Annotated in this window: 2 tRNA genes and 2 rRNA genes; all 4 read left to right on the top strand. The window is 39.9% G+C overall.

The features are described from left to right. Nucleotides 1-81 (top strand): 16S ribosomal RNA (locus tag GC105_RS16655); the annotation flags it as partial. Between the two features lie 400 nt (nucleotides 82-481). Then, nucleotides 482-557, top strand: a tRNA-Ala gene (locus GC105_RS16650). A gap of 73 nt (nucleotides 558-630) precedes the next feature. After that, nucleotides 631-707, top strand: a tRNA-Ile gene (locus tag GC105_RS16645). A gap of 416 nt (nucleotides 708-1,123) precedes the next feature. Then, nucleotides 1,124-1,217: ribosomal RNA gene (locus GC105_RS16640) — 23S ribosomal RNA — on the top strand; the annotation flags it as partial.

The following is a 1,217-nucleotide window of genomic DNA, read 5'->3' as shown; positions in this document are numbered from 1 at the left end:
CTGCCGAAGGTGGGGTTAATAATTGGGGTGAAGTCGTAACAAGGTAGCCGTATCGGAAGGTGCGGCTGGATCACCTCCTTTCTAGGGAGTTTAGGTAAAATTAGAAGTGAGAAGTATGAAGTTGGAAGTGGGAGAAGTTGAAACTTGTGGCGTAGCCAAAAGTCTTAAAAAAGTTTTCGCTAAAGCGAAAACAACAACAATCTAACATCCAACATCTAACATCTTGCATCAATGAGTGGTGCACTATTTTATTTTGAAATACCTTAATATTTGGACAGTTAGTTAGTTGGTCAGTTGGAAACAACACCAAGTAATAGCTTAAGACAAAGATATTTCAAAATTTAATAACAGTAAGAAGTCGGAAGTAAGAAGTAAGAGAAGATGATGCTTTAGGCGCAGCCAAAAGTATTAATAAAGTTTTCGTACAAGCGAAAACAAACAATTCTAACATCTAACATCCTACATCTTGCATCCCATCAGTGGGGGTGTAGCTCAGTTGGGAGAGCACCTGCCTTGCAAGCAGGGGGTCAGGAGTTCGAATCTCCTCATCTCCACCATTTTTTTAGCATAAAACTAAACAAATCCCATCAAGAACAATTACTTATAACAATGAATATACAACCAATTTAAGGGCTTGTAGCTCAGGTGGTTAGAGCGCACGCCTGATAAGCGTGAGGTCGGAGGTTCGAGTCCTCCCAAGCCCACCAATTGAGAAGTAAGAAATTAGAAGATTCAATATCTAAGTTTTTGCATCTAAGTTAAGTGATATTTGAAAACTGCATAAGAACAAATAATAGTAGATCATCGAAAAGAATCATCATTATAAAGCGAAGGTTAGTTTAACTAATCCTGAGTTAACTAAAATGATTTGACAAAGAGAAATGATTTATAACAAGGCACGACTGGAGTCGACCGAGGGCACGTACAGGAACGTACGTAACCGAGAGAGATGAAGGAAGTAACGCAGTTATAGAGCATAAATCGAAGTCAAAAGTTTTAAGCAAGAGAATCATTCAAAATCGAGGAACTTCTGAGGTGAGTGAGTGAGCGTATATGAACATACGTGAGCGAGCGAAGCGAAGAAAAGTGACGAAGATGTTGGAGGATTATCGCCGCTTAAAAAGGTCAAGTTAATAAGGGCATAGGGAGAATGCCTTGGCACTGAGAGCCGAAGAAGGACGTGACAAGCTGCGAAAAGCTGCGTGTAGGTGCAAATA

This window comes from Alkalibaculum sporogenes (genome assembly GCF_009362815.1).
GTDB lineage: Bacteria > Bacillota > Clostridia > Eubacteriales > Alkalibacteraceae > Alkalibaculum_A > Alkalibaculum_A sporogenes.
Note: the sequence above shows the minus strand (reverse complement) of the source record. Positions and strands in the feature narration are given on the sequence as shown.